Consider the following 23,571-nt stretch of genomic DNA (forward strand, 5'->3'; position numbering starts at 1 on the left):
GTTACGCGACGGAATCTGTCGACCATGTGTCGCGCGGCTGCGGAAAACCCGGTACGGACTGTCAGTGGCGAATGCCAGACTCGGCTGCCATGGGACAGGAACACAGGGACGCCCTGGTGGAGCGGACGGCACGCGGCGACAAGGTGAAGTACCTGCCGTTCTGGGGGCACCGCCCCCGGTCGGACGGCAGGCTCTCGGAGAGCTGCCTCAGCCAGTGGTGGCCGGCGCCGTTCACGGTCGACGGGGTGACCTACGCCTCGGCGGAGCACTGGATGATGGCCGGCAAGGCGCGGCTCTTCGGCGACGCCGAGGCGGAGGAGCGGGCCGTGGCCGCGGAGAGCCCGGCGCAGGCCAAGAAGGCGGGCCGGCTGGTCCGGGGCTTCGACGACGACATATGGGTGAAGGAGCGGTTCGCCCTGGTGGTGGCGGGCAGCGTCCACAAGTTCGGCCAGGACCCGGCGCTGCGGGCCTACTTGGCGGGCACGGGGGAGCGGGTGCTCGTCGAGGCGAGTCCGTTGGACCGGATCTGGGGCATCGGACTCGCCAAGGACGATCCGCGGACGGCGGACCCGGCCGCCTGGCGGGGGCTGAACCTGCTGGGCTTCGCGCTCATGGAGGCGCGTACGCGGCTGCGCGCGCGGTGAAACGGCCCGGGACGGGGGTTGGTTCCCCGCCCCGGGCGGCGTCCGTACCCCGTGTCAGCGCGCGGCGCCGACGACCAGCGACGTGGCGTACGGGTCGTCGTAGTCGTAGTCGCTGCTCCCGTCGTCGTTGGCGACGGCCCAGATGAGGAATCCCAGGAAGATCGCGCTGATCACGATCGACACCGATCCCAGGATGATTCCGGCGAGCGCCATGCCCCCGTTGGTCGCCTCGCCCCGCTTGGCGCGACCGCGGCCGATGATGCCGAAGATCAGCGCGAGGATGCCCAGGATGATCCCGAAGCCCCACATGCAGAAGCCGACGACGGCGATGATGCCGAGCACCATGGCGGCGATACCCAGGCCGTTCGCCGGCGCCGGGCCCCAGGCCGGCTGACCGCCGTAGCCGGGATAGCCCGGGTATCCGCCGTACGGCGCCGCGGGCGCAGCGGGCGCGGCCGGGTAGCCGTACTGCCCCCCGGGCGCTCCCGGTCCGTTCGGTGCCACCGGCGGCGCGGGGACGGGCGGCGCGGAAGCCGCCGGCTGCGGCGGGCCGAAGCCTCCGGCCGCCCCGGGTATCGGCCCGGTGCCCGAGTCGACGCCCGGCATGGACGTGACCGTCGGCTGGTCGTGCACGGCCGGCGGCTTGCCCAGCTCGACCCGGCTGTCCGGTGGCGCCCACGGATCGCGCGGCGCGGCCCCGCCTCCTGGCTGCTCTGTGTTGTCTGACATGGGCCTCCCCCATCGTGGTCCCGCCATGCTACGGCCCGCCGCCGGGCCGCCGAGTCCCCCTACGATGATCGGTGCGGCCGGTGTGCCCGGCCCAGTGACGAGATCCGGGAGAATCCGATGAACGCTCTGCACCCCTTTATCGCGGGGCTGCCCAAGGCCGAGCTCCATGTCCACCACGTCGGTTCCGCCTCGCCGCGCATCGTGGCCGAGCTCGCGGCCCACCACCCCGACTCCAAGGTCCCCACGGACCCTGAGGCGCTGACGGACTTCTTCACCTTCACCGACTTCGGGCACTTCATCGACGTGTACCTCTCGGTGGTGGACCTGATCCGCACGCCGGAGGACGTCCGGCTGCTGACCTTCGAGATCGCCCGGGACATGGCGCGGCAGAACATCCGGTACGCGGAACTGACCGTCACCCCGTTCAGTTCCACCCGCCGGGGCATCCCGGAGCAGGGCTTCATGGAGGCCATCGAGGACGCCCGCAAGGCCGCCGAGGCCGAACTCGGCGTGGTCCTGCGCTGGTGCTTCGACATCCCCGGCGAGGCGGGTCTGGAGGCCGCCGAGGAGACCACCCGTCTCGCGGTGGACCTGCGGCCCGAGGGGCTCGTCTCCTTCGGTCTCGGCGGGCCGGAGATCGGTGTGGACCGGCCGCAGTTCAAGCCGTACTTCGACCGGGCGATCGCCGAGGGTCTGCACTCCGTGCCGCACGCCGGGGAGACCACCGGTCCGCAGACCGTCTGGGACGCGCTGACCGCGCTGCGCGCCGAGCGCATCGGCCACGGCACCAGCTCCGTCCAGGACCCCGGGCTTCTGGCGCACCTCGCCGAGCACCGCATCGCGCTGGAGGTCTGCCCGACGTCCAACATCGCGACCCGTGCCGTGACGGACCTCGACCTGCACCCGGTGAAGGAGATGGTCGAGGCCGGCGTCCTCGTGACGATCAACAGTGACGACCCGCCGATGTTCGGCACCGACCTGAACAACGAGTACGGGGTCGCGGCCCGGCTGCTCGGGCTCGACGAGCGGGGTGTCGCCGGGCTCGCGAAGAACGCCGTGGAGGCGTCGTTCCTCGACCCGGCCGGCAAGCGGGCCCTGACCGCCGAGATCGACACGTACACCACGAACTGGCTGGAGGCGCCCGGCCGGTGACCCCCGCTGGTCACAATGGCCCCATGGACACCACCGTCACGGCCGTGGCACACCGCGGCGACCCGTACCGCGCCCGCGAGAACACGCTTCCCTCGATCCGGTCCGCCGTCGACCGGGGGGCGGACGCGGTCGAGATCGACGTCCGCGTGACCCGTGACGGGGTGCCCGTCCTCCTCCACGACTCCACCCTGGAGCGCCTGTGGGGACACGACATCCGGCTGGACCATCTCGACCACCGGGATCTGACCGAGATGACCCGGGGCGGCGTGCCCACCCTGCGCGAGGCGCTGCTGGCCACGGAGAGCCACCGGATCATGGTCGATCTGCCCGGCTCCACGGACGCGTCGGTGCGCAGGGTCGTCGACGTGGTGCGCGAGTGCGGGGCCGCCGAGAGGGCGTACTACTGCGCCGGCACCCAGGCCATGCTCCGGGTGCGCGACGCCGACCCGTCCGCCGAGATCGCACTGACCTGGACCACGCCGGCTCCTCCGCGCCCCGTACTCCTCGCGGCCGTGCGGCCACGCTGGCTGAACTACCGCTTCGGCCTGGTGGACCGGGAACTGACGGACCGTGTCCACCGCGACGGGCTGCTGGTCTCCGCCTGGACCGCCGACACCAGGCGGACGATGCGCCGGCTCCTGTCGTACGGCGTCGACTCGATCACCACCAACCGCATCGACGCCCTGCGCTCTCTGCTGACCGCCGCCCCCCGGCCCGGCGGCTCCGGGCCCGGCGTCCCCCGGCCCGGAGCCGCCGGGCCCGGCGCCGTCGTCTGATCCGTCCGGCATCATGACCGGTGGCGAACTGCCCGTGATCCTCACCCGGCGCCCCAGGAGCAGACGTGACCGAGCCCAGCCCTCGCACCGCACCCGCCCGCATACGGTCGGACATCGCCCACAACGCACGGGTGTGGAACTACTGGCTGGGCGGGGCGGACCATTACCCCGTGGACCGCGCGGTCGGGGACCGGGTCACCGAGATGTACCCGAGCATCGGCGAAGTGGCGCGCGCCGACCGGGAGTTCCTCGGCAGGGCGGTGCGCCATCTGGCCGGCGACGTGGGGATCGGCCAGTTCCTGGACATCGGCACCGGGCTGCCGACCGCGCACAACACCCATGAGGTCGCGCAGCACACCGCCCCCCACGCCCGCGTCGTCTACGTCGACAACGATCCGGCCGTGCTGGCGCACGCGCGCTCCCTCCTCACCAGCTCTCCCGAGGGAGCCACCGCCTACGTCGACGCGGACGCCCGCGACCCCGAGCGGATCCTGCGGGCCGCGGAGCCGACCCTGGACCTCCGCCGGCCGGTCGCGGTGACGATGCTCGGCATCCTCAACTTCGTCCTGGACACCGCCGAGGCGCGGGGCATCGTGACGACGCTGATGGGCGCCCTGCCCTCGGGCAGCCACCTGGTGCTCACCCACCCGACGCTGGAGCTGGGCGGCGGGGGGAACGAGGCCGCGATGCGCTTCTGGAACGAGAACGCCACCCCGCCGATCACCGCCCGCGGCCGCTCCGAGTTCGTGTCGTTCATGGACGGCCTGGACATCCTGGCACCCGGTGTCGTGTCCTGCTCCCGCTGGCGCGCCGCACCCGGCAGCCCCGCCGTCGCACAGTTCGGCGCGGTGGCACGGAAGCCCTGATGCCGGCACGGGGGGAAGTACCGCGAGGGGCCGGGCGGAAGGTGTGGGAGGGGATGCGGCGGCGGATGCCCGGGCTCCGGAGAGGCCGCGTGCACCCGGGCCGCGGGGCCGAAGTGCGTGTGACCCGGGTCGGCGCCACCCGGGCCACGGGGTCGCGGGCCGCTGGACTCAGGCCGCGGGGAGGGGCGTCGGGGTTCCTGCCGGCGCACCCTCCAGCGCCTCCAGCCGCTTGGTCATGCGCCGCACGACGAGCAGCGGGACGACACCGAAGACCCCGAAGGACATGTCGATGACGGACCACCAGGCGGGGATGTCCCGGATCGGGCCGCAGATCAGGGCCAGCGGGATGATCCCGGCGCAGGCGATCATGCCGAACTCGACGACCCAGATGTTGCGGACCGGGTCGCGGTAGGGCCCGTAGAAGGCGACGGCGATGACGAGGTGGGCGAAGGCCAGCCAGTCGGTGCCGTACAGCACGAAGGGGTGGTTCGCGTCCGTCTCGTCGAGGCCGGTGCGGACCCTGGTGATCCACTCCGCCAGGGCCGGGAAGTGCTCGGGTACGGGGGAGGCGGAGGAGTTCAGCAAATCCTCGGCCCAGTGGAGTTCGTGGACCAGCGGGAAGGCGGTCAGCCCGCTGAGCACCAGACAGACGATGAAGGCGGCCAACCACACGCGTATGCGCCTCAGCAGGGCGCGTCGCTCGCTCATGCCCGCAGCGTACGCCCATCATGAACACGTTCAATTACGGGGGCGACCGCCGGAGTTCGGCGGCTGCCGGCCGGTGCCCCGGCCCACGCGGACGGCCCCGGGCCGGAGCCCGGGGCCGTTCGCGCGGATGCTGCGGTGCTGCGGTGCTGCGGTGCTGCGGTGCAGCGGTGCAGCGGTGCAGCGGTGCAGCGGTGCAGGGTGTCAGCCGTCGAGCGACGTCATCACGTGCTTGATGCGCGTGTAGTCCTCGAAGCCGTACGCGGAGAGGTCCTTGCCGTAGCCGGACTTCTTGAATCCGCCGTGCGGCATCTCGGCGACGAGCGGGATGTGGGTGTTGATCCACACGCAGCCGAAGTCGAGGTTCTTGGACATCCGCATCGCGCGGGCGTGGTCCTTCGTCCAGACCGAGGAGGCCAGCGCGTACTCCACGCCGTTGGCGTACGTCAGCGCCTGCGCCTCGTCAGTGAAGGACTGGACGGTGATGACGGGACCGAAGACCTCGTGCTGGATGATCTCGTCGTCCTGCTCGAGACCGGAGACGACGGTAGGGGCGTAGAAGTAACCCTTGTCGCCGACCCGGTGCCCGCCGGCCTCGACCTTGGCGTGCGCGGGGAGCCGCTCGATGAACCCGCTGACCTGGGCGAGCTGGTTGGCGTTGTTGAGCGGGCCGTACAGCACGTCCTCTTCGTCCGGCGCGCCGGTCTTGGTGTCGGCCGCCGCCTTGGCCAGGGCGGCGACGAACTCGTCGTGGACCGACTCGTGGACCATGACGCGGGTCGCCGCGGTGCAGTCCTGCCCGGCGTTGAAGTAGCCGGCGACAGAGATGCCCTCGACGGCCTTGGGGATGTCGGCGTCCTCGAAGACGACGACCGGCGCCTTGCCGCCGAGCTCCAGGTGGACACGCTTGACGTCCTTGGCCGCGGACTCGGCGACCTGCATGCCGGCCCGCACGGAACCGGTGATGGAGGCCATCGCGGGGATCCGGTGCTCGACCATCGCGCGGCCCGTGTCGCGGTCGCCGCAGATGACGTTGAAGACGCCCTTGGGCAGGATCTGCCCGATGATCTCCGCGATCAGCACGGTCGACGCCGGGGTGGTGTCGGACGGCTTGATCACGACGGTGTTGCCTGCGGCGAGCGCCGGGGCGAACTTCCAGACCGCCATCATCATCGGGTAGTTCCACGGGGCGACCTGCGCGCAGACGCCCACCGGCTCCCGGCGCACGATCGAGGTCAGGCCCTCCATGTACTCGCCCGCCGAGCGGCCCTCGAGCAGCCGGGCGGCCCCCGCGAAGAAGCGGATCTGGTCCACCATCGGCGGGATCTCTTCGGTGCGGGTGAGCTCCAGCGGCTTGCCGGTGTTCTCCGACTCCGCCGCGATGAGGTCCTCCGCCCGCTCCTCGAAGGCGTCCGCGATCTTCAGCAGTGCCTTCTGGCGTTCGGCGGGCGTCACGTCCCGCCAGGCGGGGAACGCGGCCGCGGCCGCTTCCATGGCGGCATCGACGTCGGCCTGTCCGGAGAGCGGGGAGGTCGCGTAGACCTCTTCCGTCACCGGGTTGACCACGTCGATGGTCCGCCCGTCCGCGGCGTCCCGGAACTCTCCGTTGATGTAGTTGCGCAGACGGCGCACCTCGGTGGTCACAACCACCCCTCCTGTCGGCTGTCCGATGGGTGAGACATCCACCCTAAACGGTCCGGTGACGCTTTCGACATACCCAACCCTCGGGAACTTCGGATTCAGTTAGATCAGGGCACTCAAACAACGAATTTCATCGATCCGGGGTTGCCAGACAGACGAGTCTCGGTGCAGAGTGGGTGCGTGGCCAGTCGTAGCGCAGACTCCAGGACCGGGAACGGATCGTCACCAGCGGTCGATGCCGTCTCCCTCGCGATCATCGAGCAGCTCCAGGAGGACGGACGCCGTCCGTACGCCGCGATCGGCAAGGCCGTGGGCCTCTCCGAAGCGGCTGTACGCCAGCGCGTGCAGAAGCTGCTCGACCAGGGCGTGATGCAGATCGTCGCCGTCACGGACCCGCTCACCGTGGGTCTGCGGCGCCAGGCGATGGTCGGCATCAACGTCGAGGGCGACCTCGACCCCGTGGCCGAGGCCCTGGCGGCCATGGCCGAGTGCGAGTACGTGGTCATGACCGCGGGCTCCTTCGACCTGATGGTGGAGATCGTCTGCGAGGACGACGACCACCTGCTGGAGACGATCAACAAACGCATCCGGGCCATCCCCGGAGTGCGCTCCACCGAGAGCTTCGTCTACCTCAAGCTCAAGAAGCAGACCTATATGTGGGGAACCCGATAGCCGTGAGCAAGGACCTCAGCCGAACCGCGTACGACCACCTGTGGATGCACTTCACCCGCATGTCGGACTACGAGAACGCGCCCGTTCCCACCATCGTGCGTGGCGAGGGCACCTACATCTTCGACGACAAGGGCAAGCGCTACCTCGACGGCCTCTCCGGCCTGTTCGTGGTCAACGCGGGCCACGGCCGTCACGAGCTCGCCGAGGCGGCGTACAAGCAGGGGCAGGAGCTCGCCTTCTTCCCGGTGTGGTCGTACGCCCACCCGAAGGCGGTCGAGCTCGCCGAGCGGCTCGCGGACTACGCCCCGGGCGACCTCAACAAGGTCTTCTTCACCACCGGCGGCGGCGAGGCCGTGGAGACGGCCTGGAAGCTGGCCAAGCAGTACTTCAAGCTCAAGGGCAAGCCGACCAAGTACAAGGTCATCTCGCGTGCGGTCGCCTACCACGGCACCCCGCAGGGCGCCCTGTCGATCACCGGCCTGCCGGCGCTGAAGGCCCCCTTCGAGCCGCTGGTCCCCGGCGCGCACAAGGTGCCGAACACCAACATCTACCGCGCCCCGCTCTTCGGTGACGACCCGGAGGCCTTCGGCCGCTGGGCCGCCGACCAGATCGAGCAGGAGATCCTCTTCGAGGGCCCGGACACCGTGGCGGCCGTCTTCCTGGAGCCCGTCCAGAACGCCGGCGGCTGTTTCCCGCCGCCGCCCGGATACTTCCAGCGCGTGCGCGAGATATGCGACAAGTACGACGTACTGCTCGTCTCCGACGAGGTCATCTGCGCCTTCGGCCGCCTCGGCACGATGTTCGCCTGTGACAAGTTCGACTACGTGCCGGACATGATCACCTGCGCCAAGGGCATGACGTCGGGCTACTCCCCGATCGGCGCCTGCATCATCTCCGACCGGCTGGCCGAGCCGTTCTACGAGGGCGACAACACCTTCCTGCACGGCTACACCTTCGGCGGCCACCCGGTCTCCGCCGCGGTCGGTCTCGCCAACCTCGACATCTTCGAGCGCGAGGGCCTCAACCAGCACGTCCTCGACAACGAGAACGCCTTCCTCACCACGCTCCAGAAGCTGCACGACCTGCCGATCGTCGGCGACGTACGCGGCAACGGCTTCTTCTACGGCATCGAGCTGGTGAAGGACAAGGCCACCAAGGAGACGTTCACCGACGAGGAGACCGAGCGCGTCCTGTACGGCTTCCTCTCCAAGGCGCTGTACGACAACGGCCTCTACTGCCGCGCCGACGACCGCGGTGATCCGGTCGTCCAGCTCGCGCCGCCGCTGATCTCCGACCAGTCGACCTTCGACGAGATCGAGGGCATCCTGCGGGCCGTCCTGACGGAGGCCTGGACGAAGCTCTGACCGCTCTCCGGCGACCGGCACCACCGGTCCCGGCAGTCATTTCATACGGTCCACTGCGGCCCGGATGCACCCGTTCGAGTGAGAAGGGGAGTGTCCGGGCCGCGTGCTGTGCCGACACTCCGGTCCGACTACCTAGCGTGCCCTGTGACCGATCGGCCTTGTTTTCGTTCCCCCGTACGGGGGATGTGACATCTGATCCGAACCGAGGTGTACGCCATGGTTGCCCCGTCGGACAACGACGTGATCTGGGCACGTTCCCTGCAGCACTCCCACAACGGATCCCCGGGGCTCGGCGGTGTGTCCCTCGGTGTCCGCAGCGGCGAGGTCCTCGCCGTGACGGGTCCTCGCGGGAGCGGTAAGACGACGCTCCTGCACTGCCTCTCCGGCCAGCTGGTGCCCCAGGAGGGCGAGGTCTGGTTCGACGGCGTCCCCGTGCACACGATGGGCCCGCGACTGCGGGAGCAGCTGCGCCGCGACCGCTTCGGCTGGATCGCTGCCGAGCCCCAGCTCGTGCCGGAGCTGACCACCTGGGAGAACGCCGCCCTGCCGCTGCTGCTGCGCGGCGTCTCCCACCGGGCGGCGAAGAAGGCGGCGACCGAGTGGCTGGAGCGCCTCGACATCGGCCCGCTGGCCAAGAACCGGCCGCACACCCTGCTCCAGGCCCAGCGCCAGCGGATCTCCGTGGCACGTGCGCTGACCGCCTCGCCGTCCGTGATCTTCGCCGACGAGCCGACCGCCTCGCTGCACCGTGCCGAGCGGGCGCAGTTGCTGCGCACCCTCACCACCGCTGCGCGGTCCCACGGCATCACGGTCGTACTCGCCACCCACGACGCGGAGATCGCCGCCCTCGCCGACCGTACGGTCGCCCTGCTGGACGGCCGCCACGTCACCACCGTCGCCCTGCCCGCCGCGACCGATACGGAAGGCCGCTCGGCGTGCTCGCTCTCCGTCTGACGCGCGGTTCCCACCCCCTGGTCCTGGTGCGGCGGCTGCTCCTCGCCTCCGCATCGGCCGGGGTCGGTTTCCTGCTGCTGTGCACCCTCGGGTACGCCTCCGGGCACCCGGCGCACGCGTCGAGTTCCGTACTGCGGCTGCTGTGGTGCGCGGTGCCGCTGGCCGCGACGGTCCGGTTCGCGGTCGCGGTCGCGCGCACGGACCCGAGCACCCGCCCGCGCCCCGGCCTCTTCGCCGCGGGCCTCGGGCCGGTGCGGCTGGCCCTGCTGGCGGCGGCCTCGACCGCGGTGTCCACCACGCTGGGCTCGGTGGTGGCGCTGCTCGTCTTCCTCCATCTGCGCGGGGACCTGACCGGGCTTCCGTTCGACGGCGGCGCCGCCGAGTTCCTGGGCGCGGGCACGCCGCTGCCGCTCGCGGCGGCGCTCACGCTGCTGGCCCTGGTGCCGCTGGCCTCGGCCACGGCCGGCGGGCTCGCGCTGCGCTCCCGGCCGGTCCCCCCGTCCGACGCCCAGGAGGCCGAGGACGATCTCGCCCCGGCCCCGGTGCCCACAGGGCTGCCGTGGGGCGTGGCCCTCACCGCGGCCGGACTGGCCGTCGAGGCGTACGTCGGCCGTGGGGCACCGGGCAAAACCTTTCCGCTGCCCGGGCGGCTCGACTCCGCCCCGGCGAGCCTGCTGGCGGGCTGGGTCCTCACCGCGATCGGCCTCGCCATGGCGGGACCCGGCCTGACCCATCTGTGCGGGCGGCTGCTGCAGGCGACGCGCCCCGGAGCCGTGCGTCTCCTGGCGGGCCGGGTGCTCATGGACGAGGCGTGCCGGATCGGGCGTCCGCTCGGAGTCGTCTGCGCGGTGCTGTCGGGCGTGATCGCGGCCACGGCCCTGTACACGGACGGGCCCCGCCCCTTCGGTCCGCTCACCGCGCTGGGCGCCGTACTCGTCCTCGGATGTACGACGGCGACGCTGCTGACATCGGCGCTGGAGGCGAAGCAGGCTCGGGTCCGGACGGCCCAGACCCTGCTGCGGCTCGGTGCGCCCGCCGCCGCGCTCCGCTCCGCGACCGCGCTGCGCGCGCTGGTGCTGCTGGCCGTCTTCGCCCCGCTGACCTGGGTGATCGCGGAGCTGGCGGCTCTGCCGCTGACGGGGTGACAGCCCGCCGGTGGCCGGTCCGTAGCATGGCGGCGTGGAGAATCCGGACGAGAACACGTACGCACCCGGCGTCGAGATAGAGACGCTCGCCGCATTCGACCTGGCGGTCGCCGCAGGGACACTCGCCGGCCATCGGATCCAGTCCGTCGACCTGACGGACCGCGGCGCCTCGCTGCTCGCGACCGACACCCGCGGCGCCGTCTTCCTCGGCTGCCGGATGGACGGTGGCGCCGAGGCCAAGGTACGGGCGGACGGAGCCTTCGTCTTCCCCCCGGTGCCCGGGTTGCCCTTCGACCCGTACCGCGGCCTGCTGTACACCCCGGAAGCCCTGTACGAGGGACTGGCACAGGGCGGGTACGAGGCGACGCCGGACGCGCTCGCCCACCGCTGGTTCCGGCGGACCGGTACGGACGGTGACGTCTTCGCCTCGATGCTGCGGGCGCTCCATGACGACGCGGTCTCCGACGCGCTGGACGAACACCTCGCCGGGGCCCGGGTCGTGGGCGTGATGGGCGGCCATGCCATGGCCCGCGGTACCGCGGCCTACCAGGGGGCGGCCGTGCTCGGCAGGGAGCTGGCCCGCAGCGGCCTGACGGTCGCGACGGGTGGTGGTCCCGGCGCCATGGAGGCGGCCAATCTCGGCGCGCACTGCGCGCCGCACTCCGACGCGATGCTGGTCAAGGCCTGCGAAATGCTCGCCGACGTCCCGTCGTTCAGCCCCTCGGTCACCGAGTGGGCGATGGCCGCCTTCGCGGTACGGGAACGCTGGCCGGAGGGCGGCTCGTCGGTCGCGATCCCGACGTGGTTCTACGGGCACGAGCCGCCGAACGCCTTCGCGGACCACATCGCCAAGTACTTCGCGAACGCCGTGCGCGAGGACGGGCTGCTGGCCCGCTCGACGGCCGGGGTGATCTTCCTGCCCGGCGCCGCGGGGACCGTGCAGGAGATCTTCGACAACGCGACGCCGAACTACTACGAGTCGCGGTCCGCGCCGACACCGATGGTGCTGGTGGGCCGCGCGCACTGGACCCGGACACTGCCGGCCTGGCCGCTGCTGAGCGCCCTGGCCGCGGGCCGTGCCATGGAGTCCCGTATCGCGCTCGTCGACACGGTGGAGGAGGCTCCGGCGGCGCTCGCCCGGCTGACCGGCTGACCCGCCGGCCGGCTCAGCGCCCTGCGAGCCGGGCCTCCAGTGCGTCGAAGAAGGCCTCCCAGCCGTCCTCGGCCGCCGCATACTGCTCGGGCGTGAGGTTGCCGCCGCGCTGCTGGAAGACCATCTCCGTGGACGTGCCGCTCAACGCCGTGAAGGTGACGGTGACGGTCTCCCCGTCGATTCCGGTGGCCGCGCTCGCGTCCTTCAGCGTGAAGACCAGCCGGCCGGGATCGGACACCTCGTGGTAGACCCCGCGGAACGGCATCTCGGCGCCCGGCACGATGACCACCAGGCTCCAGCTCCCGCCGGGCCTGACATCCATCGACACCCGGTCGAGCGGCACGTCCGCGTCGGCGCCGTACCAGGCGGCGAAGTCCTCGGGCACGGTCCAGGCCGCGAACACCCGCTCCTGCGGGGCACCGAGGACCCGGGTGATGTCGATGCCCTCACGCGGTGACTGCGCCATGGTCCCTGCCCCTTCCGGATGTCTCCGTGCCCAGGGGATCACGCGCCGAGCGGCCCTGCCAGCCGGTCGCAGGTCCCGTCCCACCCCCCGGCTTCGTCCGCACCCCGTCCTGCCTCAGCCCCGACGGGCGAGGCCCCGGTGCGATGCCGCAGGGGCTAGGCGACCGGGGGCAGCACCACCGTCTCCGCCGCGTCGAAGGCGACGCCCACCGCCGCCCCCTCGTCCGGGGTGTCCAGCAGGCCGCACTGCGCCTCCAGGGCAGGGCCGTCGCCGGGGTGCAGGGTGACGGTCACGTGGTGGCCCCGGAAGGTGCGTACGCCCACGGTGCAGCGCAGTCCGTCCTGCGGGCCGCCGATCCGTACCCCGCCGGGCCGGACCAGCAGCTCGCACGGGCCCTGGGGCGAACCCTCGGGCACCGGTACCTTGCCCCAGACCGTGTCGGCGGCCCGGCCCGTGACGGTCGCGTCCACCACGTTGTCGAAGCCCAGGAACCGGGCCACGAAGGCGGAGGCCGGCCGCTGCCAGACCTCCAGCGGGGTGCCCTCCTGGGCGATCCTCCCGTCCCTCATGACCACGACCCGGTCGGCGAGCGCGAAGGCCTCGCCCTGGTCGTGGGTGACGGCGAGCACCGTCGTACCCAACCGGCCGAAGAGGGTGCGCAGTTCGACCACGAGCCGTTCGCGCAGGCTCCGGTCCAGCTGACCCAGCGGCTCGTCCAGCATCAGCAGCTTCGGCCGGGGCGCCAGCGCCCGGGCCAGGGCGACCCGCTGCTGTTCACCACCGGACAGGGCGGCGACGGCCCGGCGGCCGGCCCCAGGGAGGCCCACAAGGTCAAGGAGCGCGTCGGCCCTGCGGTCGCGTTCGGCGCGGGAGACGCCGTGCATGCGCAGCCCGAAGGCGACGTTCGCGCCGACGTCGCGGTGCGGGAACAGCTGGTGGTCCTGGAACATCAGGCCGAGCCCGCGCCGGTGCACGGGCACGGAGGCCTGGTCGGCGCCGTCCAGGAGCACCCGCCCGCCCTCCAGCCGCTGCAGTCCGGCGACGGCACGCAGCAACGTCGACTTGCCGCTGCCGCTGGGGCCCAGCACACAGACGATCTCGTGGTCGGCGACCTCCAGGTCGACCGTGTCCAGCGCGGTGCGTCTGCCGAACCGGACCGTGGCCGACTCCACTGTCAGCATCTCTAGAACTCCCCGGATCGGTCGGTGCGGATACGTTCGAGCACGAGCAGCGACACCGCGCAGACGAGCATCAAAAGGGTGCTGAGGGCCATCGCCTGGCCGTAGTTGAGCTCTCCGGACCGCCCCAGCAGCCTGGCCACCGCCACCGGGAGCGTGGGGTTGTCCGGGCGTGCGATGAACACGGTCGCGCCGAACTCGCCGAGCGACACGGCGAACGCGAAGCCCGCGGCCACCAGTAGCGCCCGGCGCACCAGCGGCAGATCCACCTCGCGCCGGGCCCGCAGCGGCGAGGCGCCGAGCACGGCGGCCGCCTCGCGCAGCCGTTCGTCGACCGCTCGCAGGACGGGCAGCATGGTCCTGACGACAAAGGGGACCCCCACCAGTGCCTGTGCCAGCGGTACGAGGATCCAGGACGTGCGCAGGTCGAGCGGTGGCTCGTCGAGCGTGATCAGGAAGCCGAAGCCCACGGTGACGGCCGACACCCCCAGCGGCAGCATCAGCAACGCGTCGAAACCGCGCACCAGCCGCCCTGCCCGCCGGGTGAGGGCGGCGGCGGCGAGGCCGCCGATCACGAGGGCGATGAGGGTCGCGACCAGGGCGTAGCGAAGGGAGTTCCCGATGGCGTCGAGCGGCGGAACGAGGAAGGTCGAGCCGCTGGCCTCGGCGGACTGCAGCGCCCGGTAGAAGCCGAGCCCGTAGCCGCCGGACGTGTCCAGGGAGCGTTCCACCAGCACTCCGAGCGGCAGCAGGATGAGCAGCAGCACGGTCAGCAGCACACCGCCGAGCAGCGCCCGCTGCCCTGCCCCGCGTGGCGGCCGGGCGGTGGTCGCCGGATCGACCAGTTTCAGCACCGTCTCCCTGCGCCGCACGGTCCACGCGTGCAGGGCGAGGACGCCGCCCACGGCCGCGAACTGCACCAGGGTCAGCACGGCTGCCGTCGGCAGGTCGAGCAGCTGCGCCGTCTGCCGGTAGATCTCCACCTCCAGCGTGGAGTAGGCCGGGCCACCGAGGATCTGGACGATCCCGAAGGAGGTGAAGGTGAAGAGGAAGACCATCAGGGCGGCGGCGGCCACCGCCGGGGCCAGCGCGGGCAGCGTCACCCGCCGCCAGGCGGCGAGGCGTCCGGCACCGAGGACCCGTGCGGCCTCCTCCTGGCGGGGGTCCAGCTGCGACCACAGACCGCCCACGGTGCGGACGACGACCGCGTAGTTGAAGAACACGTGGGCGAGCAGGATCGCCCAGACGGTGGTGTCGAGCCGGATGCCCCACAGCTCGTCGAGGAATCCGCCGCGCCCCAGCAGTGCCAGGAACGCCGTGCCCACGACGACGGTCGGCAGGACGAACGGCACGGTCACCACGGCCCGCAGCAGCTGCTTGCCGGGGAAGTCGAAGCGGGCGAAGACGTAGGCTCCCGGCAGCGCGATCAGGAGGGTCAGCGCCGTCGAGGCGAGGGCCTGCCAGGTGGTGAACCGCAGGACGTCGAGGATGTCCGGCCGGCTCAGCACCTCGCCGACGCGGCCGAACTGCCAGGCGCCGTCCGCCTTCAGCCCCCGGCCGACGATCGCGACGACCGGGTAGGCGAAGAACAGCGCGAAGAACACGGCGGGCACGGCCATCAGGCCGAACCGCACCGCGCTCCCCCGCGCGTCACCCCGGCGGGCGGGGCGGGGGGTTACTTCACGACGAGCGAGGACCACGACCGGACCCACTGCTCACGGTTCTCGGCGATGTCGTCCGGTGCCACGGTCGCCGGCTTGTCGACGGTGGCACCGAACTTCGTGAAGAGCTCCGGCAGCTTCGCGTCCTTCACCACCGGGTTGACGAACATGTTGAGCGGCATGTCCTCCTGGAACCGCTTGCTGATCAGGAAGTCCAGCAGCGCCTTGCCGCCCGCCTCGTTCTTCGCGCCGTCCAGCAGACCGGCGAACTCGATCTGGCGGAAGCAGGTGCCGGTGGCGACGCCGGTCGGGGCCTCGGTGGGCTGCGGGTCGGCGTAGAGCACCTCGACCGGCGGGCTGGAGGCGTAGGAGACGACGAGCGGCCGGTCCGCCTTCGCCTTCTTCCCGCCGGCGGATCCGGAGAATTCCTCGTTGTACGCCTGCTCCCAGCCCTCGACGACCTTGACGCCGTTGTTCTTCAGCTTCTTCCAGTAGTCCTGGTAGCCGTTCTCGCCGTGGGTGGCGACGGTGCCGAGGAGGAAGCCGAGGCCGGGCGACGAGGTCGCGGCGTTCTCGGTGACGAGGAGGTTCTTGTACGCGGGCTTCAGCAGGTCGTCGAAGGAGTTCGGCGGGTCGAGCTTCTTGTCGGCGAAGTACTTCTTGTCGTAGTTGACGCAGATGTCGCCGGTGTCGACGGGCGTGACCCGGTGCTTCTCCGCGTCGAGCTGGGTGTCGGCGGCGACGCGGTCGAGGCCCTTCGCCGCGTACGGCGTGAACAGGCCGTTGTCCAGAGCGCGGGAGAGCAGCGTGTTGTCGGCGCCGAAGAACACGTCGCCCCGGGGAGAGCCCTTGGTGAGGATCTCCTGGTTGAGCGCCGCTCCGGCATCACCGCTCTTGAGTACCTTGACCGTGTAGCCGGTCTCCTTCGTGAACGCCTTCAGGACGGCGTCCGACGCGTTGAACGAGTCGTGGCTGACGAGGGTGACGGTCTTCGAGCCGGCCCCCGAGCCACCGGAAGCCTTGTCGTCGGAGTCCCCGCAGCCCGCGAGCACGGTGACCCCGAGGGCGGCGGCGAGAGCCGTCGCCGCGTACTTCGTGGTGGTGTTCATGTGATTCCTCCTGGAGATGACCAGGAAGAGACGCGGCCCTGCCCGCTCCGTGAGCGGGCAGGGCGCAACAGCTTGAGTAAGGTCCGAACTTCCTACCCGGAATGACCCGGGCGAGGTTCAGAGGGTCTGCGGCCGACCTGTCCTCGGTGCCGCACTCTCAGCGCTGTGGCGCTCCCCTGTCGGAATATGAAGTTGATTTCCGCACCAGGCTACACCGGCCGGATCATGCCCCTCCGGCCGGATCACGCCGCCCGCCGGACCTGCCTCAGCGCTCGGCGGCCGCCAGCTGCCCGCAGGCCCCGTCGATCTCCTGGCCGCGGGTGTCCCGGACCGTGACCGGCACACCGTGGGCCGCGATGGCCTCCACGAACGCCTTCTCGTCCTCGGGCCGCGAGGCGGTCCACTTGGAGCCCGGCGTCGGGTTGAGCGGGATCAGGTTGACGTGCACCCGCTTGCCCTTGAGCAGCCGGCCGAGCCGGTCGCCCCGCCAGGCCTGGTCGTTGATGTCGCGGATCAGGGCGTACTCGATGGAGATGCGGCGGCCGGACTTCTCCGCGTACTCCCAGGCCGCGTCCAGGACCTCCCGGACCTTCCACCGCGTGTTCACGGGGACGAGCGTGTCGCGCAGCTCGTCGTCCGGGGCGTGCAGGGAGACGGCGAGGCGGCACTTGAAGCCCTCGTCGGCGAAGCGGAGCATGGCCGGCACCAGACCCACCGTGGAGACGGTGATCCCCCGCTGGGAGAGCCCGAGGCCGTCCGGCTCCGGGTCCGTCAGCCGGCGAATCGATCCGACCACCCGGTTGTAGTTCGCCAGGGGCTCGCCCATGCCCATGAAGACGATGTTGGACAGCCGCGCCGGCCCGCCCGGTACCTCACCGTCGCGCAGCGCCCGCATCCCGTCGACGATCTGGTGCACGATCTCGGCGGTCGAGAGGTTGCGGTCCAGGCCGGCCTGGCCGGTGGCGCAGAACGGGCAGTTCATCCCGCATCCGGCCTGCGACGAGATGCACATGGTCACCCGGTCCGGATAGCGCATGAGGACGGACTCGACGAGCGTCCCGTCATGCAGCTTCCAGAGCGTCTTGCGGGTGGTGTCGTCGTCACAGCTGATGTGACGCACCACGGACATCAGGTCGGGGAACATCGCCTCGGCGAGCTTGTCGCGCGATCCGGCCGGGATGTTGGTCCACTCGGCCGGGTCGTGCGCGTACCGCGCGAAGTAGTGCTGCGACAGTTGCTTGGCGCGGAAGGGCTTCTCGCCGATCGCGGCGACTGCTTCCTTGCGCTCGTCGGGCGTGAGGTCGGCGAGATGCCGCGGCGGCCTCTTGGCTCCGCGGGGCGCGACGAAAGTGAGTTCTCCGGGCTTAGGCATGGTTCTTCCAGTGTCGCAGACGAGCCGGAACGCTCAGGTCCACCGAGGGGCCGGGCGGGATTCCGGGGGCGCGCACGGTCGACGTCGGCCGTGGCCGGCGGTGTTCCACGGCCCAGGGACGGCCCACGTGCGCGCGAGGAGCGTGACCGATCGCACGGTGGACCCCGCACCCCGCCCCCGCGCCGGCGAACGCCTGTCAGCCCTCGTCCGGCGGGGCGACCGCAGGCGCGGGTGGTGCTCCGGGGCCCGGCGGTGAGCTCCCCGCGTCGAGGCGCCAGGACACGGCCCCTCGACGACTCGTCCCCTACGGCTCCGCAGGACGGGCTGCACGTCTCCCAGGCGCCGGGGGGAACGAAACGTCTCCCAGGCGCCGGGGGGAACGAAGACGGGTGGGGCCCGGCGTCCACCGGACGCCGGGCCCCACCCGTTACTGCGCGACGCGGGAAGCCGCCGCCCGGCTCAGCCGGATCCGACGAACAGGACCAGCAGCAGCCAGACGACCGGCGCGGTCGGCAGCAGAGAGTCGAGGCGGTCCATGATGCCGCCGTGACCGGGCAGCAGCGTTCCCATGTCCTTGATGCCGAGATCCCGCTTGATCATGGACTCGCCCAGGTCGCCGAGGGTGGCGCTGGCGGCGACGGCGAGGCCCAGCAGCAGCCCCTGCCACCAGCGGCCGTCGTCGATGAGGAACTGCATGCACAGCGCGCCGGCGACCATGGCGAAGGTGACGGCCCCGAGCAGACCCTCACGGGTCTTCCCCGGGCTGATGCGCGGGGCGAGCTTGTGCGTGCCGAAGCGCCAGCCGACCGCGTACGCGCCCGTGTCGCTGACCACGGTGAGCAGCAGGAAGGTCAGCACCCGCCACGAACCGTCGTCGGCGGTGAGCATCATGGCGACGAACGTGGCCAGGAACGGCACGTAGAACACGGCGAAGACACCGGCCGTGACGTCTTTGAGATAACCCTCGGGCGGCTCCGTCATCCGCCAGACGAGCACCGCGAGCGCCGTGAGCGCCATGGCGACCCAGGCGCCCTCCGCTTCCCGCACGTAGCCGGCGACCACCATGGCGGCACCGCCGACGGCGAGCGGCACGAGGGGTGCGTTGATCCCCTTGCGCTCCTTGAGACGGGAGGTGAGTTCCCACAGACCGACCACCACCGCCAGCACGACCACGCCGACGAACACGGCCTTCACGATGAACAACGAGCCGGCGACGACCGCGCCGAGTCCCACGCCGACCCCTATGGCGGCCCGCAGATCACGCCCCGCACGCTTCTTGGGCGGCGGGGGCGGCTGCGAGGGGCTGGACATGGGCACCTGCGGCTTCTCGTCACGGAACAGGGGGCCGCTGACGCGCGCGGCGTCCCTGCTCCGGTCATCGCGGTCGTCAGCGTCTCTACCTGCGTCGGGAACGTCCGGCACGATGGGCATGGGCCGAGTCTGCTGGGCGCCGTGCACATCGTAGGCAGGACCCGCCGGGGCGGCCCCCATCTCGGGCGCGCCCCAGGAGCCGGCTCCCTGCGGGGCGCCCCAGGAAGAGTCGTTCATCAGACTTCGAGCAGCTCGGCTTCCTTGTGCTTGAGCAGCTCGTCCACCTGCGCGACGTACTTCGCGGTGGTGTCGTCGAGCTCCTTCTCCGCGCGGCGGACCTCGTCCTCGCCGGACTCCTTGTCCTTGACGAGCTTGTCGAGCGTCTCCTTGGCCTTGCGGCGGATGGAGCGGATCGAGATCTTGGAGTCCTCGGCCTTGGTCTTGGCGACCTTGATGTACTCCTTGCGGCGGTCCTGCGTGAGCTCGGGGAACGTCACGCGGATGATGTTGCCGTCGTTGCTCGGGTTGACACCCAGGTCGGAGTCACGGATCGCCTGCTCGATGTTGCGCAGTGCGGTCTTGTCGAACGGGGTCACCACGGCCATCCGCGGCTCGGGGACCGAGAACGAGGCGAGCTGGTTGATCGGGGTCAGCGCGCCGTAGTAGTCGGCGACGATCTTGTTGAACATCGCCGGGTGCGCACGGCCGGTACGGATCGCGGCAAAGTCCTCTTTGGCGACGACGACGGCCTTCTCCATCTTCTCCTCGGCCTCGAGGAGGATTTCTTCGATCACCACGTGCTCCTGCGTGTCTTGGGTGGACCCGGCATCGTCGGGTCCTGCGGATCCTGCGTCGCGTCCTCACCTGCACGGTGTCCGACCGGCAGGCCGTTGTCCATCCTGTGGGCCGTCAGGCCCGGGTGCTCGCGTCGCTCACGAGCGTGCCGATCTTCTCACCCTTGACCGCGCGCGCGATGTTGCCCTCCGCCGTCAGCTCGAAGACGAGGATCGGGAGCTGGTTGTCGCGGCAGAGGGTGATGGCCGTGGCGTCGGCGACCTTGAGATCGCGGGCGATCACCTCGCCGTACTCCAGGGCGTCGAACTTCACCGCCTCGGGGTTGGTGCGCGGGTCGGAGTCGTAGACCCCGTCCACCCCGTTCTTGCCCATCAGCAGCGCCTCGGCGTCGATCTCCAGGGCGCGCTGAGCAGCGGTCGTGTCGGTGGAGAAGTACGGCATCCCCATACCGGCGCCGAAGATCACGACCCGGCCCTTCTCCAGGTGCCGTACGGCCCGGAGCGGAATGTACGGCTCCGCGACCTGGCCCATCGTGATGGCCGTCTGGACGCGGGAGTCGATGCCCTCCTTCTCCAGGAAGTCCTGGAGCGCCAGGCAGTTCATGACCGTGCCGAGCATGCCCATGTAGTCGGACCGTGCCCGGTCCATGCCGCGCTGCTGGAGCTCGGCGCCACGGAAGAAGTTGCCTCCACCGATGACGATGGCGATCTCCGCACCGTCGCGTACGACCGCGGCGATCTCGCGGGCGATGGCGTGCACGACGTCGGGGTCGACACCGAGACCCCCGCCTCCGGCGAACGCCTCGCCGGACAGCTTCAGCATGAAGCGTCCGGAAATCTTGCCGTCGTCGCGCTTGTGGTCACCCTGTGTGGCGTCCGCGCCCTTGTTCATGGAGATTCTCCTCGTGCACATACGAAGAAGGCCATTGCCGGTGGGTCTGTTGTCCCTCAGCGGCAATGGCCTCCTCGTCAGATCTGCGGTCGTCCGGCATGGATGCGGCCGACGACTGCACCAGACCCTATCCGGGTCCACCGATGTTCGCGGACGGCCTCAGATGCCGACCTTGATACGCGCGAAGCGCGTCAGGCTGACACCGGCCTCGTCCAGAACCTTCTGGACCGACTTCTTGTTGTCCTTGGCGAAGGCCTGCTCGAGGACGACGACGTCCTTGAAGAAACCGTTGACGCGACCCTCGACGATCTTCGGGAGCGCGGCCTCGGGCTTGCCCTCCTCGCGCGAGGTGGCCTCGGCGACACGACGCTCGTTCTCGACCGTCTCGGCCGGGACCTCGTCGCGGTTGAGGTACTTCGGGGCGAAGGCGGCGATGTGCTGCGCGACATCCTTGGCGACCTCGGCGTTCTCCTTGTCCAGCTGGACGAGGACGCCGACCTGCGGCGGGAGGTCGGGCATCGTGCGGTGCATGTACGCAGCCACGTAACCGCCGGTGAACTGCGAGAAGCGGTCCAGGACGATCTTCTCGCCGAGGTTGGCGTTGGCCTCGTCCACGTAGGCCTGGACGGTCTTGCCGGCCTCGATCTCGGACGCGAGGAGCGTCTCGATGTCGGCCGGGGAGGTGGCGGCGACGTGCGCGGCGAGCGTGTTGGCGACGGCCTGGAACTTCTCGCCCTTGGCGACGAAGTCCGTCTCGCACTTCAGCTCGAGCAGGACGCCGGACGTCTTGTCCTCGGAGATGAGGGAGACGACGGCACCGTTCTCGGCGGAACGGCCTTCGCGCTTGGCGACGCCCTTCTGGCCCTTGATACGGAGCGCCTCGACGGCACCGTCGACGTTGCCGTCGGCCTCGTCGAGCGCCTTCTTGCAGTCCATCATGCCGGCGCCGGTGAGCTCGCGGAGCTTCTTGACGTCAGCGGCGGTGTAGTTCGCCATGAGTCTGTGTTCTCTCTCGAAGTCTGAAAGATCTACGGGTGGACGGCGGGGGCGGTGCCTGTGCACCGGCCCCCGCCGTCATTCAGCCGTGACTGACGGGTGTCAGGCCTGCTCGGCGTCCGCGGCCGGAGCCTCGGCAGCGGGAGCCTCGGCGGCAGGGGCCTCGGCAGCGGGGGCCTCGGCCTCGTCCTGCTCGGCGGCGATGGCGGCCGGCTGGGCGTCGGCTTCGGCGTCCTTCTCGGTCTCGACGGAGGACTGGACCTCCGCGTCGTCCTTCTTCTCGCCCTCGAGCAGGTCGCGCTCCCACTCGGCGAGGGGCTCGCCGGCGGCCTTCTCGCCCGGCTTCGAGTCACCGGTGGCGGCACCGGAGCGGGCGATGAGGCCCTCGGCGACGGCGTCGGCGATCACGCGGGTGAGCAGGGTGACGGAGCGGATCGCGTCGTCGTTGCCCGGAATCTTGTAGTCGACCTCGTCGGGGTCGCAGTTGGTGTCGAGGATCGCGACGACCGGGATGTGGAGCTTGCGCGCCTCACCGACGGCGATGTGCTCCTTCTTGGTGTCGACGATCCAGACGGCGCTGGGCACCTTCTGCATCTCGCGGATACCACCGAGGGTCTTCTCCAGCTTGGCCTTCTCGCGGGAGAGGACCAGGAGCTCCTTCTTGGTGAGGCCGGAGGCGGCCACGTCCTCGAAGTCGATGAGCTCGAGCTCCTTCAGACGCTGAAGGCGCTTGTAGACGGTGGAGAAGTTGGTGAGCATGCCACCGAGCCAACGCTGGTTGACGTACGGCATGCCGACCCGCGTCGCCTGCTCGGCGATGGCCTCCTGGGCCTGCTTCTTCGTACCCACGAACATGATGGAGCCGCCGTGGGCGACGGTCTCCTTGACGAACTCGTAGGCGCGGTCGATGTACGACAGCGACTGGAGCAGGTCGATGATGTAGATGCCGTTGCGCTCGGTGAAGATGAAGCGCTTCATCTTCGGGTTCCAGCGACGGGTCTGGTGACCGAAGTGGACGCCGCTTTCCAGCAGCTCCCGCATCGTGACGACGGCCATGGCCGTACTCCTTGAGGTACTCGGTTTCGCGACCGCAGGATTGCTGTCGCGCCTGACGCCCCGACGCGCCGTGCCACGAGGGACCGAGGAGCGCGGCCACCGTCCGCTGAGAGGGAGGTGGCGGGGCGTGCGAAGTCGACCCGGTGACCCGGATCGCCAGAAGAAGTGTACGGGACCCGCCGGGTGCCGGGTGACGGCGATGTCCACAAGCGGTCGGTTGTCCACAGATCCCGAGCATGATCCCCGCCGTTCGGGACGCAGGGGCATCGTTCGCTCATGCGCCGCACACCTGAGCCGACCCCCTGCCGGTCCCGCGTCTCGGGGCCGGTCCCGCTGTCTGTACGGGACGCGCCAACTGCGCTGTCCGTGCCGCGTGTGCCGCGTGTGCTGCGTGTGCTGCGTGTGCCGCGTGTGCCGCGTGTGCTGCCTGTGCTGCCTGTGCTGCCTGTGCTGTCGATGGTGCTCGTGGTGTTCGTGATGCTGCTCGGGCAACTGGCAGCCCGATCCGCCCCGCCGCCGGCACCGGTGTCCGCGTCGGTACCGGCCCAGGTCTCCGCACCGGCACCGGCCTCCGCACCGGCCCTGACACCGGCACCGGACGGTGACCGGGCCTGGCCCCTCGCGGGCCGCCCCCTCGTCGTACGGGGGTGGGAGCCACCCACCGGCCCGTACGGGCCGGGCCACCGCGGGGTCGACCTCGCCGCCCGGCCGGGCGCCGCCGTGCGGGCGGCAGGCCCGGGCCGGGTCCTGTTCGCGGGGCCGGTCGCGGGACGCGGGGTGATCTCCGTGGAGGTGGCCGGCACCGGGGAGCCGCCGTTGCGCTTCACGTACGAACCGGTCCGGGCGGAGGTCGTGACGGGTGACACCGTGATCGCCGGTCAGGTGGTGGGTGCGGTCGGCCCCGGGCCATCCCACTGCGCGGCAGGCTGCCTGCA

Annotated in this window: 22 protein-coding genes, 1 pseudogene and 1 riboswitch; of the genes and pseudogenes, 10 read left to right on the forward strand and 13 right to left on the reverse strand. The window is 70.9% G+C overall.

Features of this window, described 5'->3' with window-relative positions:
* Positions 1-89: 89 nt before the first annotated feature.
* Positions 90-644, forward strand: a complete 555-nt coding sequence (locus QFZ58_RS10800) for an NADAR family protein (protein ID WP_307124717.1) — start codon at positions 90-92, stop codon at positions 642-644.
* A 54-nt stretch (positions 645-698) separates the two neighbouring features.
* Here the strand turns inward: QFZ58_RS10800 and QFZ58_RS10805 are convergent, their stop codons facing one another.
* The gene (locus QFZ58_RS10805) at positions 699-1,373 is read right to left on the reverse strand and encodes a DUF4190 domain-containing protein (protein WP_307124718.1); all 675 of its coding nucleotides are present in this window, start codon (positions 1,371-1,373) and stop codon (positions 699-701) included.
* A 117-nt stretch (positions 1,374-1,490) separates the two neighbouring features.
* Here QFZ58_RS10805 and QFZ58_RS10810 point away from each other — a divergent pair, with 117 nt between their 5' ends.
* The 3 genes from QFZ58_RS10810 (at position 1,491) to QFZ58_RS10820 (ending at position 4,167) form a co-directional block, all read left to right on the forward strand.
* Positions 1,491-2,525 carry an adenosine deaminase gene (locus QFZ58_RS10810; protein WP_307124719.1) on the forward strand — a complete coding sequence of 345 codons (1,035 nt, stop codon included), beginning with the start codon at positions 1,491-1,493 and terminating at the stop codon, positions 2,523-2,525.
* A gap of 23 nt (positions 2,526-2,548) precedes the next feature.
* Positions 2,549-3,301 carry a glycerophosphodiester phosphodiesterase gene (locus tag QFZ58_RS10815; RefSeq protein WP_307124720.1) on the forward strand — a complete coding sequence of 251 codons (753 nt, stop codon included), beginning with the start codon at positions 2,549-2,551 and terminating at the stop codon, positions 3,299-3,301.
* A gap of 65 nt (positions 3,302-3,366) precedes the next feature.
* Positions 3,367-4,167, forward strand: coding sequence for an SAM-dependent methyltransferase (locus QFZ58_RS10820; RefSeq protein WP_307124721.1), 801 nt, complete (start codon positions 3,367-3,369; stop codon positions 4,165-4,167).
* Between the two features lie 168 nt (positions 4,168-4,335).
* Here the strand turns inward: QFZ58_RS10820 and QFZ58_RS10825 are convergent, their stop codons facing one another.
* Complete coding sequence (locus tag QFZ58_RS10825) at positions 4,336-4,875, reverse strand: hypothetical protein (RefSeq protein ID WP_307124722.1); 540 nt, start codon at positions 4,873-4,875, stop codon at positions 4,336-4,338.
* A 201-nt stretch (positions 4,876-5,076) separates the two neighbouring features.
* Positions 5,077-6,516 (reverse strand): gamma-aminobutyraldehyde dehydrogenase, encoded by a 1,440-nt coding sequence (locus QFZ58_RS10830; RefSeq protein WP_307124723.1) that lies wholly within the window; start codon positions 6,514-6,516, stop codon positions 5,077-5,079.
* A 177-nt stretch (positions 6,517-6,693) separates the two neighbouring features.
* Here QFZ58_RS10830 and QFZ58_RS10835 point away from each other — a divergent pair, with 177 nt between their 5' ends.
* The 5 genes from QFZ58_RS10835 (at position 6,694) to QFZ58_RS10855 (ending at position 11,801) form a co-directional block, all read left to right on the forward strand.
* Positions 6,694-7,185, forward strand: a complete 492-nt coding sequence (locus QFZ58_RS10835; RefSeq protein WP_069170433.1) for an Lrp/AsnC family transcriptional regulator — start codon at positions 6,694-6,696, stop codon at positions 7,183-7,185.
* Positions 7,170-8,549: an aspartate aminotransferase family protein gene (locus tag QFZ58_RS10840; RefSeq protein WP_307124724.1), complete on the forward strand. Its 1,380-nt coding sequence runs from the start codon at positions 7,170-7,172 to the stop codon at positions 8,547-8,549. The genes QFZ58_RS10835 and QFZ58_RS10840 overlap by 16 nt, the downstream gene beginning before the upstream one ends.
* Before the next feature lie 216 nt (positions 8,550-8,765).
* The gene (locus tag QFZ58_RS10845; RefSeq protein WP_307124725.1) at positions 8,766-9,503 is read left to right on the forward strand and encodes an ABC transporter ATP-binding protein; all 738 of its coding nucleotides are present in this window, start codon (positions 8,766-8,768) and stop codon (positions 9,501-9,503) included.
* Complete coding sequence (locus QFZ58_RS10850) at positions 9,485-10,648, forward strand: hypothetical protein (protein ID WP_307124726.1); 1,164 nt, start codon at positions 9,485-9,487, stop codon at positions 10,646-10,648. Before QFZ58_RS10845 ends, QFZ58_RS10850 begins: the two co-directional genes overlap by 19 nt.
* Positions 10,649-10,682: 34 nt before the next feature.
* Complete coding sequence (locus QFZ58_RS10855; protein ID WP_307124727.1) at positions 10,683-11,801, forward strand: LOG family protein; 1,119 nt, start codon at positions 10,683-10,685, stop codon at positions 11,799-11,801.
* A 13-nt stretch (positions 11,802-11,814) separates the two neighbouring features.
* Here QFZ58_RS10855 and QFZ58_RS10860 read toward each other — a convergent pair whose 3' ends face one another.
* The 10 genes from QFZ58_RS10860 to rpsB all read right to left on the reverse strand — a co-directional run bounded on the left by QFZ58_RS10860 (position 11,815) and on the right by rpsB (position 22,636).
* Positions 11,815-12,267, reverse strand: a complete 453-nt coding sequence (locus tag QFZ58_RS10860; RefSeq protein ID WP_307124728.1) for an SRPBCC domain-containing protein — start codon at positions 12,265-12,267, stop codon at positions 11,815-11,817.
* Between the two features lie 155 nt (positions 12,268-12,422).
* The gene (locus QFZ58_RS10865; RefSeq protein ID WP_307124729.1) at positions 12,423-13,448 is read right to left on the reverse strand and encodes an ABC transporter ATP-binding protein; all 1,026 of its coding nucleotides are present in this window, start codon (positions 13,446-13,448) and stop codon (positions 12,423-12,425) included.
* A gap of 2 nt (positions 13,449-13,450) precedes the next feature.
* The gene (locus tag QFZ58_RS10870; RefSeq protein WP_307128823.1) at positions 13,451-15,064 is read right to left on the reverse strand and encodes an iron ABC transporter permease; all 1,614 of its coding nucleotides are present in this window, start codon (positions 15,062-15,064) and stop codon (positions 13,451-13,453) included.
* 56 nt (positions 15,065-15,120) lie between these two features.
* Complete coding sequence (locus QFZ58_RS10875; RefSeq protein ID WP_307124730.1) at positions 15,121-16,215, reverse strand: thiamine ABC transporter substrate binding subunit; 1,095 nt, start codon at positions 16,213-16,215, stop codon at positions 15,121-15,123.
* A gap of 71 nt (positions 16,216-16,286) precedes the next feature.
* Positions 16,287-16,403, reverse strand: a riboswitch (TPP riboswitch).
* 77 nt (positions 16,404-16,480) lie between these two features.
* The gene (gene rlmN / locus QFZ58_RS10880) at positions 16,481-17,587 is read right to left on the reverse strand and encodes a 23S rRNA (adenine(2503)-C(2))-methyltransferase RlmN (RefSeq protein WP_307124731.1); all 1,107 of its coding nucleotides are present in this window, start codon (positions 17,585-17,587) and stop codon (positions 16,481-16,483) included.
* 459 nt (positions 17,588-18,046) lie between these two features.
* Positions 18,047-19,135 (reverse strand): phosphatidate cytidylyltransferase, encoded by a 1,089-nt coding sequence (locus tag QFZ58_RS10885; protein ID WP_307124732.1) that lies wholly within the window; start codon positions 19,133-19,135, stop codon positions 18,047-18,049.
* Positions 19,135-19,692 (reverse strand): ribosome recycling factor, encoded by a 558-nt coding sequence (gene frr, locus QFZ58_RS10890; protein WP_073726823.1) that lies wholly within the window; start codon positions 19,690-19,692, stop codon positions 19,135-19,137. The genes QFZ58_RS10885 and frr overlap by 1 nt, the downstream gene beginning before the upstream one ends.
* A gap of 115 nt (positions 19,693-19,807) precedes the next feature.
* Positions 19,808-20,584 carry a UMP kinase gene (gene pyrH, locus QFZ58_RS10895; protein WP_307124733.1) on the reverse strand — a complete coding sequence of 259 codons (777 nt, stop codon included), beginning with the start codon at positions 20,582-20,584 and terminating at the stop codon, positions 19,808-19,810.
* Between the two features lie 159 nt (positions 20,585-20,743).
* A complete protein-coding gene (gene tsf, locus QFZ58_RS10900; RefSeq protein WP_307124734.1) occupies positions 20,744-21,580 on the reverse strand; it encodes a translation elongation factor Ts in 837 nt (278 codons plus the stop codon).
* A 102-nt stretch (positions 21,581-21,682) separates the two neighbouring features.
* On the reverse strand, positions 21,683-22,636 hold the full coding sequence (gene rpsB / locus QFZ58_RS10905; protein ID WP_307124735.1) for a 30S ribosomal protein S2: 954 nt from the start codon (positions 22,634-22,636) through the stop codon (positions 21,683-21,685).
* A gap of 477 nt (positions 22,637-23,113) precedes the next feature.
* Between rpsB and QFZ58_RS10910 the strand changes: the two are divergent.
* A pseudogene (locus QFZ58_RS10910) lies at positions 23,114-23,548 on the forward strand (peptidoglycan DD-metalloendopeptidase family protein); the annotation flags it as partial.
* Positions 23,549-23,571 lie beyond the last annotated feature (23 nt).

The organism is Streptomyces sp. B1I3 (assembly GCF_030816615.1).
Taxonomy (GTDB): Bacteria; Actinomycetota; Actinomycetes; order Streptomycetales; family Streptomycetaceae; genus Streptomyces.